Below are 8,520 nucleotides of genomic sequence, written 5' to 3'. Positions count from 1 at the left end.
TACAAAAGGACTTTAAAGGAAAATAATATTACTCAGAGTATGTCTAGAAAAGGAAACTGTTATGACAACGCAGTAATGGAGAACTTTTTCGGAATCATGAAATCCGAATTATTGTACTTACAAGAATTTGATAGCATCGACCATTTTAAGGAGGAGCTAGAAGAGTACATCCATTACTACAACCATCTGAGAATCAAATCAAGATTAAAACGTAAAAGTCCAGTAGCGTATCGAGCTAATTTTGAGCAAGCTGCTTAAAAAATAAGTGTCCAGTTTTAAGGGTCCAGTGCAACGCCCTGCGGGGTCTCAAGATTGTCGCTACTCCCCTGCAGGAGTCTACGCTATTTGCTCCAATCCACAGCTAGAAACCATTAAAAACAATTCGTTTTCAGTTTTTCAGTGGTCTCCTTCTTTGCGGGGTCTCCCTTGTCCCTTCCTCCCGCAGGAGTCTTCGCGCCTTCCACTTCAATCAACATGGTTATTCCTTTAGCATTTCAATATATGGCTACGTTAACGTGGGATGTTGATATAATAGCTATTTCTAGCTGAAGATTGGAGCACATGGCGAAGACTCCAGCGGGAGGTAGCGCTTAGTGGAGACCCCGCAGGCTTGCCGAGGAGGCTCCACAAGTGCCCCGCGGAAAGCGAAGCCAAGTGCGGAAATCTACAGCGGCGCTTACCAGAGCCAAAAGTTTAAGACATCAGAATGTTCGCGAAAACCTGTCAATTTTTGATACAATAAGTCCATACATACAAACTAATTAAAAAGGGAGAGAGTTAAATGGAAACGCTAACATTTGGAGAATGGAAATTGACTTGGCTGAACGGAGGAGTAACTCATCTGGATGGGGGAGCAATGTTCGGGGTTGTTCCAAAGGCATTGTGGTCCAAAAAATATCCTGTAAATGACAGCAACCAGATTGAGCTTAGAACAGACCCTATTCTCGTCCAAACAGGGGAACGTAACATCCTTATTGAGGCAGGACTTGGAAAAGGGAAGCTTTCAGACAAGCAGAAACGCAATTTTGGTGCGACAGAGGAATCGGCAGTAAAGGAAGATTTGCAAAAACTTGGGTTGACAACAGAGGACATTGACACCATCATCATGACACATCTTCACTTCGACCATGTATGCGGACTGACTAGATGGGATTCAACTCGAGAGGAATATGTATCTGTATTTCCGAATGCGACCATCCATGTTTCAGAAGTTGAATGGAACGAAATGAGAAACCCTAATATCCGTTCGAGAAATACGTACTGGGAAATGAATTGGCAAGGTATCGAAGAGCAAGTGAAGACATTCCAGGAAGAGACGACGGTCATCAGTGGTATAAAAATGGTTCATACAGGTGGACATAGTGATGGCCATTCCATTGTTGAGTTGACACAGGGGGAGGAAACGATTATTCATATGGCAGACCTCATGCCAACACACGCGCATTCCCCTTCCCTTTGGGTACTGGCCTTTGACGATTATCCGATGACTTCAATACAAGCGAAAGAGAAGTGGATCAAGGAGGGAATTGGCCGCAATGCATGGTTTACCTTCTATCATGATGCATTATACCGTGCAGTAAAGTGGAACAAAGCCTTTGAAATAAAAGAGAAACTTGAGCGTGTGAGGTAATTATAAACGCCTGGCAGGAACGCTAACTGCCAGGCGCATTGTCATTTTAATTGATTGACATCCAATATAACTCCCGTATTCTTGTCAACGATAAATTCATACTGCTCCAAAACGTCATCGAGTCTTCTGGAAATTCCACCTCGATAGATGGAGTAGGACATATCATTCCGAATAATCGTTTCCGGGACCATCTGTATCCAGGAGCCATCAACAGGGCCACGCTTTTTGAAAGCTTCTTTGGCTATTTTCAATGCTTTTTCAGGTTTTATGGCTTGCTGTTTTGATGCTTCAGTGAAGAAATATGCGGCTGCTGCACCAATTCCAGCACCAATAAGAAGTACCTTCCATCTCATCTCGTATCATCCCTTCCATTCATCATAACCGTACTTTTACGAAAGCCTTTACAAAAGTGGATAGCTGATTAGTTGAATTGATTACGTCTATCTTACTAATAGTATAACTTGTAAAACAAATAAATGTCATGTTAAAGCTGGAAACAAAAGAGAAAGTTCGATACAATATAGTTATAATATTTCGATAATCTAACGAAGTATATACATATCTACATACATAGAAGCTTGATATGAAAAGGAGATGACTATCTTGAATCAAGAAACATTGACATTATTTAAAACTTTAACGGAACTGCAAGGGGCACCAGGTTTTGAACATGACGTGCGCCGATTCATGCGCAGTGAATTGGAAAAGTATTCTGACGAAGTGGTACAAGACCGCCTTGGTGGAATTTTTGGTGTGAAAAGAGGAGATGAAACAGGTCCTACAGTTATGGTGGCAGGCCATATGGACGAAGTAGGTTTCATGGTAACTTCCATCACAGAAAACGGAATGATAAGATTCCAGACACTCGGTGGCTGGTGGAGCCAGGTTCTACTTGCTCAACGTGTGCAAGTAATGACAGACAATGGTCCAGTAATCGGTGTAATCGGATCCATTCCTCCTCATCTTTTGGATGAAGCGAAACGTGTCAAGCCAATGGATATCAAGAACATGTTAATTGATATTGGGGCTGATGATAAAGAGGATGCCCTGAAAATCGGCATCAAGCCTGGTCAGCAGATTGTTCCGGTTTGCCCATTCACACCTATGGCGAACGAAAAGAAAATTTTGGCAAAATCTTGGGATAACCGTTATGGTTGCGGACTTGCTGTGGAGTTGCTGAAAGACCTTCAAGGCGAAACGCTACCTAACGTTCTCTACTCTGGGGCTACTGTCCAAGAAGAGGTAGGTTTACGTGGAGCCCAAACCGCGGCGAATATGATCAAGCCTGATATTTTCTTTGCACTGGATGCTTCTCCTGCAAATGATATGACAGGGGATAAGAAAGAATTTGGTCATCTGGGTAAAGGTGCGTTATTGCGTATATACGACCGTTCCATGGTTACCCATACAGGAATGAGAGACTTTGTATTGGATACAGCTGAATCCAACAGCATTCCATATCAATATTTCATCTCCCAAGGTGGAACGGATGCAGGGCGTGTTCATACTTCGAATGAGGGAGTACCTTCTGCTGTGGTAGGAATCTGTTCCCGTTATATCCATACACATGCTTCCATTGTTCATGTGGATGACTATGCAGCTGCAAGGGAACTTATCGTGAAGCTTGTAAAATCCACGGATCAATCCACGGTGGATTCCATTAGGAGCCGTTGATAGAAAATAGTTAAAAAGAATGAAATGAATAAGTGGGGAAGCGGTGGGGTTACCTCATCGCTTTCTTTTTTTTTTTGAAGGGGGAGAATTAGGTGAAAGTAATAGTCGGATCAAGAAACCCTGCAAAATATATGGCGGTGCAACAGGCATTGTTTGATTTGGGATTGGTGGACTGTGACACGGTGGCTATGGATGTGGACTCTGGTGTACGTAATCAGCCGCTGTCGGATCAGGAGACCGTCGACGGTGCACTGCAACGAGCAAGGCAAGCAATGGCTGAAAATGCGGATGCGGAATTTGCTATTGGGCTCGAAGGAGGAGTGGTTTTGGACTCTACGCCGTCGTCTGCTGTTATGGTATGTAACTGGGGAGCGCTTGTAGCGAAAGATGGACAGGAATATATCGCTGGCGGTGCACGGATACCCCTTCCAAATTCATTTAAAGAAAAATTCCTGGCAGGAAGAGAGCTTGGAGATCTAATGGATGAATATTGCAAGCGGAAGGATATCAGGAAACATGAAGGAGCTGTCGGGATATTTACTGAGGGGGCTGTTACAAGGCTGGAAATGTTTCAGCATGTAAGTCGATTGCTGGTCGGACAATGGAAATACAATAGAAAGAAGCAGACTTAGCGGTCTGCTTCTTGTTCGAGCACATAAGTAAGTACTTTTAATGCTTGGTTCACGGTTTCCACCGTTACATTTGCTTTATTGGACAATTCTTTTAACGGATGGTGAAGCTTTTCCGGACGAATCAGGATAAGTGGTTTTTGAAGGCTGATGGCAGCACTTGCATCCATCGCTGTGTTCCATTGCTTATACTTTTCGCCAAACAGGGCAATGACAAGATCTGAATTTTTCATCAAAAGCTGTGTGCGCAGATTGTTGATCTGAGAAGCGGCTTCGTCTTTTGCGATAGAGTTTGCTTGAGTCCCCATCACCAATTCACCTATATTATCAGAGCGCTCATGGTCTGTCATAGGCCCGACGAACTCCAAAGGAAGATCTAATGCTTGTGTTTTGTCCTTCAGTTCTTCTCTCCAGTCGGTATGAATCTCTCCGGCAAGGTAAACAGTAAATTTCATGACAATCCCTCCAAATAGTACCTCTTGTTATTTATCTACTTTTTAGTCTATCATAAAAAAGGAAATTAAGTGATAATTCCAACTTATCCTTGTCACGGAGAAAGAATTATAGGTATGATAGAAAGAGTGTGAAATTTATAGTCTTTTAGTACTAAAGGAGTGAGAATATTGTATTTCGGAAGAGCCATCATTTCTATTTTATTATTATCATTATTGGTTTTAGCAGGATGCTCCATTTCTATTGAAGATGCCACACAAAAATCCATTGATTCTTTTGAGCAAACTTTCAATGGCGAAGAAATGGAAGCAGCAGAGGAGACGGATTCATTTCGATATCATCTCCCATCACAGTTCGTAGTTGACTCAGAATCGGAAAACAACATAGTACTTACACATAAAGAGCAAACTTATCTGTTATTTGTGAATCCTTTTGAACCAAAGGATTCCGAAGTTTTATATGATTCTACCAAGATGAACTATGACAAATTGGAACTTGATCATACTGTTACGCAAGACGGTCGTCTAGGTTACTTGCTGATTTCTCCACTTGAAGGGGAAGAGGAAGAGTTCTATGAGGTGACTGTAGGGGTTGGTGGAGTAAAGATGACCACAGTTACAGACACCAAAAATATGGAAAGTAGTACTACAAGCATGATGGAGGTTGTTTCCTCGGTTAAAATTAAGTAAGTATGGTGTGCGCAAAAGAAAACCAGTTTGTCCCGAGAAGTTCGGGAAGTAAACTGGTTTTCTTTTTCTATCGGTTATTTTCATGTTCAGATGTAGTAGCCGCTTCTTCCATACTGGAAGTCGCTTCCTTGTGAGCCCATCTACCTTCAGATTCTTCTTCGTCAGGAGTGATTTCCTCTTCCATAAAGTCTGTGCTTTCCTCGGCCTCCAACGCTTCCTCGCCTGTCTGTTCCATCCCATCTTCCACGATGAACTGACTTACTTCCTCTTGAAGCTCAGTGGCGATATCAGAGAGGGAGATAGCCGCCTCATTCACCTGTTCGATGGCGACAATCTGATGCTCACTTGAAGCGCTGACCTGTTCAGAGGTTGCTGCCGCTTCTTCAGAAATGTAATGGACCTCAGATAGTTTTTCTTCGAGTTGCTTGTTAGATTGGGTAACTTGTACAATCGCTTGCTGAACGTCATCAACCTTATGATTGATTTCAAGAACATTTCCTGCAATCTTCTCAAAGGATGTTTTTGTCTGGTCGACTGAGTGCTGTTGCAGATCCCTGTACTCGTTGAACTGCAGAGCGTCATTGGACAGTTTGCTCATTTGACTGCCCATCTCTGTCACCAGCTTTTTGATGGATAATGCTTCATGTTTGGAACGTTCAGCGAGTTTGCGTACCTCTTGGGCAACAACAGCAAATCCTCTTCCTGCTTCACCTGCACGAGCGGATTCTATGGCAGCATTAAGTGCCAATAGGTCGGTGTTCTCCGCAATTTCCTGGATGGTCGCAACGATGGAATGTATCTGCTGTGATTGTTTTGTTGCCTGTTGCACTCGTTCGGTTAAATGGTTAGCAAGCTCTAGAAACTGTTCGGAGGATTGGTGCAGGTCCTTGACCACCGTCAATCCGTCCTCACCAACCAATCTTGCAAGGTTGGCTTTTGATTTGATTTCTGTGCTTAGATGATGGGCCTGTTCGACAGCCGCCTTCACCCGCTTCAAGATATCTGTACTTTCGTCAAGATGCAATGCCTGTTCGCTAGAACCAATGGCTACTTGTTTAATCGCTTCATTGACCTCTGTGGACTGAGCGGTCGTTTCTTCAGATATTGCCGCCAGGTTTTGAGAGGATGACTGCAGTTTATCAGTAGCTTCCATGACTTTTAACAAGGATACCTGTACTTTTTCGGCCATTGCATTAAATGTTACCGCCAAGTCCGCCATTTCATCTTTGGTTGTAATCGGAACCCGGTAGGCAAAATTCCCTTCTCCAATTTTGGATGCTCCATCCTTCAAAGATCGGATAGAAGAGGCTATCTTGCGGTTTAGGAAGTAGCCTGTCGTGCTTAAGAATATTAATAGTAGAACGCTAATAATTAAAGTAAGTAACATGATTGTCTGGAGCTTTACGTTTGATTCCTCTTGAAGTCTTGCCTGCAGATCGGAGACCGCAACTTCCACTTCATTAACACTTGCCTCCACTTCGTCACTTATCGCTTCAAAGTTTCTTACAAAGCCGTATGAGGCAGTGTAATTATTGTATAAATCAGTCATTGCTTGCACATATGGATTGTAAAGTTCCATTAGTCCATTCTTCTGAGAATCGGGAAGATCCGTTTCAGCCAATTGCTCTTTGAAGGTGTCGGCACTTTTCATGAAATCACGGTATCTTGCTTCTTGTTTGGTAGCCAGATATTGTTGTTCATAGAGTCGCAGATTCATCAAAGTTGTATTCAATTCCTCGCGGTTTGCTCCTCTTACATTGATGACAAGGTTTCTGACTGCGCCGTTCATCACCCCTTGAAGGCCTGTGAATTCAGTAAAGCCTATTTCCTTATATAGCTCTTCAAGAGGTACAAATTCATTCATATAGTTGGATGCTGCGGTTTCTATTTGTGAGAATCTGCTAGCAATCTCTTCATACTCAGCAAATTGCTTTTGCATATCAGCTGACTCTGTCTGGATGCTCTCCAGATTTCCCTTTATGACAGTGGAAGTTTCATCACTTGGAAGTCGTAAAAACTCTTGTTCATTTTTACGAGTGTCCGAGAAAGCGAACTTTATTTCCTTACTCCCATTTACCGCATCAAATAAAGCGGTTTCTTGCTCTTTTGCAGTGGATTGCGTAAAGTAGAAAAAGAAATTGAATAATAAAACAATGATCAGTCCTGTAATTGCCGCCAATAAAATAAACCTTACTCTACCTCTTATAGTTTTCATGGTACCCCCCTAAAACATAAAAGACTTTCGAATTTTATATGTTTTGTTAAAAATCTGATATTTTAAAGTAATTATAGACATATTTCTACAAAATCCACAATAAACTTTTAACAAAAGATTCTATTTATTAAAATATCTACTAGTATATATCGACAGTTATTCGTTATTATTAATGTAAATCGGATAGGAAAAATAAAAAGGAATGAGTGAGAATATGAAAGATTTTCTACATAAAAAAGGAGTAACACTTTCCCCAAGGGTGTATCTCATTGACGGTTTGAGCTATATGGCTCTCGGACTGTTCTCGTCATTGATCATTGGATTAATCATAAAAACGGTCGGGGATCAACTGGGGTGGACTTTCTTTACGGAGATGGGTGTATTGGCAATGGGCTTGATGGGGCCCGCCATTGGTGCAGCGGTAGCATATGGTCTGAAGGCACCACCATTGGTTTTATTTGCGACAGTGATAGCCGGAGCGGCGGGAGCACAACTAGGGGGACCAGCAGGCAGCTTTGTAGCGGCACTACTGGCAACGGAAGTGGGAAAGCTAGTTTCAAAAGAAACGAAAGTAGATATTCTTGTTACTCCTTTCGTGACCATTCTGACAGGATTTCTTGTTGCGAAATTTATAGGTCCACCAATTAATGCAGGGATGAACTCATTGGGATCATTAATAATGTGGGCTACCGATCAACAGCCTATTATAATGGGAATGCTGGTTGCTGTTCTGATGGGATGGGCCCTTACTGCACCGATTTCCAGTGCAGCAATTGCCATGATGCTTGGACTTGAAGGGATTGCTGCGGGAGCTGCCACAATAGGCTGTGCTGCCCAGATGGTTGGATTTGCTGTAAGCAGCTACCGAGAAAATAAAATGTCGGGGCTTTTGGCTTTGGGTATTGGAACTTCTATGCTCCAGGTGCCAAATGTTATTAAAAATCCGATGATCATTATACCGCCGACGGTTGCAGGTGTTCTTTTTGCCCCGTTAGGAACAACGATTTTTCAAATGACGAACGTGAAAGAAGGAGCCGGTATGGGGACGAGCGGATTGGTCGGTCAGATAATGACCTTTGCCGCAATGGGCTTTTCTGTATCTGTTTTATTAAAAGTCTTGTTGCTTCACATTGTTGGACCCGCTGTGGTAAGTTTAGTTGTATCAGAATGGATGAGAAAGAAAGCCTTCATTAAAGAAGGGGATATGAAAATTAATATTGGAGGGTAATG

Annotated in this window: 9 protein-coding genes; 6 read left to right on the top strand and 3 right to left on the bottom strand. The window is 42.5% G+C overall.

The window, feature by feature from the left end; genetic code table 11:
• On the top strand, nucleotides 1-258 hold a 258-nt coding region (locus tag AB685_RS19020; RefSeq protein ID WP_047972199.1), incomplete at its 5' end, for an IS3 family transposase.
• A 523-nt stretch (nucleotides 259-781) separates the two neighbouring features.
• Nucleotides 782-1,630, top strand: coding sequence for an MBL fold metallo-hydrolase (locus AB685_RS19015; protein WP_047972183.1), 849 nt, complete (start codon nucleotides 782-784; stop codon nucleotides 1,628-1,630).
• A 41-nt stretch (nucleotides 1,631-1,671) separates the two neighbouring features.
• On the opposite strand, the gene AB685_RS19010 is transcribed toward AB685_RS19015, so the two are convergent.
• Nucleotides 1,672-1,983: a PepSY domain-containing protein gene (locus AB685_RS19010; protein ID WP_047972182.1), complete on the bottom strand. Its 312-nt coding sequence runs from the start codon at nucleotides 1,981-1,983 to the stop codon at nucleotides 1,672-1,674.
• Between the two features lie 250 nt (nucleotides 1,984-2,233).
• Between AB685_RS19010 and AB685_RS19005 the strand changes: the two genes are divergently transcribed.
• Nucleotides 2,234-3,304 (top strand): M42 family metallopeptidase, encoded by a 1,071-nt coding sequence (locus tag AB685_RS19005; RefSeq protein ID WP_047972181.1) that lies wholly within the window; start codon nucleotides 2,234-2,236, stop codon nucleotides 3,302-3,304.
• 92 nt (nucleotides 3,305-3,396) lie between these two features.
• On the top strand, nucleotides 3,397-3,936 hold the full coding sequence (locus tag AB685_RS19000) for a DUF84 family protein (RefSeq protein ID WP_047972180.1): 540 nt from the start codon (nucleotides 3,397-3,399) through the stop codon (nucleotides 3,934-3,936).
• On the opposite strand, the gene AB685_RS18995 is transcribed toward AB685_RS19000, so the two are convergent.
• Nucleotides 3,933-4,388 carry a YtoQ family protein gene (locus tag AB685_RS18995; RefSeq protein ID WP_047972179.1) on the bottom strand — a complete coding sequence of 152 codons (456 nt, stop codon included), beginning with the start codon at nucleotides 4,386-4,388 and terminating at the stop codon, nucleotides 3,933-3,935. The genes AB685_RS19000 and AB685_RS18995 overlap by 4 nt on opposite strands.
• 168 nt (nucleotides 4,389-4,556) lie before the next feature.
• Between AB685_RS18995 and AB685_RS18990 the strand changes: the two genes are divergently transcribed.
• Nucleotides 4,557-5,075, top strand: a complete 519-nt coding sequence (locus tag AB685_RS18990) for a hypothetical protein (RefSeq protein ID WP_047972178.1) — start codon at nucleotides 4,557-4,559, stop codon at nucleotides 5,073-5,075.
• Nucleotides 5,076-5,142: 67 nt separating this feature from the next.
• Here the strand turns inward: AB685_RS18990 and AB685_RS29825 are convergent, their stop codons facing one another.
• Nucleotides 5,143-7,290: a methyl-accepting chemotaxis protein gene (locus AB685_RS29825; protein ID WP_053073889.1), complete on the bottom strand. Its 2,148-nt coding sequence runs from the start codon at nucleotides 7,288-7,290 to the stop codon at nucleotides 5,143-5,145.
• Between the two features lie 214 nt (nucleotides 7,291-7,504).
• Between AB685_RS29825 and AB685_RS18980 the strand changes: the two genes are divergently transcribed.
• On the top strand, nucleotides 7,505-8,518 hold the full coding sequence (locus AB685_RS18980) for a PTS sugar transporter subunit IIC (protein ID WP_047972197.1): 1,014 nt from the start codon (nucleotides 7,505-7,507) through the stop codon (nucleotides 8,516-8,518).
• The last annotated feature ends 2 nt before the right edge of the window (nucleotides 8,519-8,520 follow it).

The organism is Bacillus sp. LL01, assembly GCF_001037965.1.
Note: the sequence above shows the minus strand (reverse complement) of the source record. Positions and strands in the feature narration are given on the sequence as shown.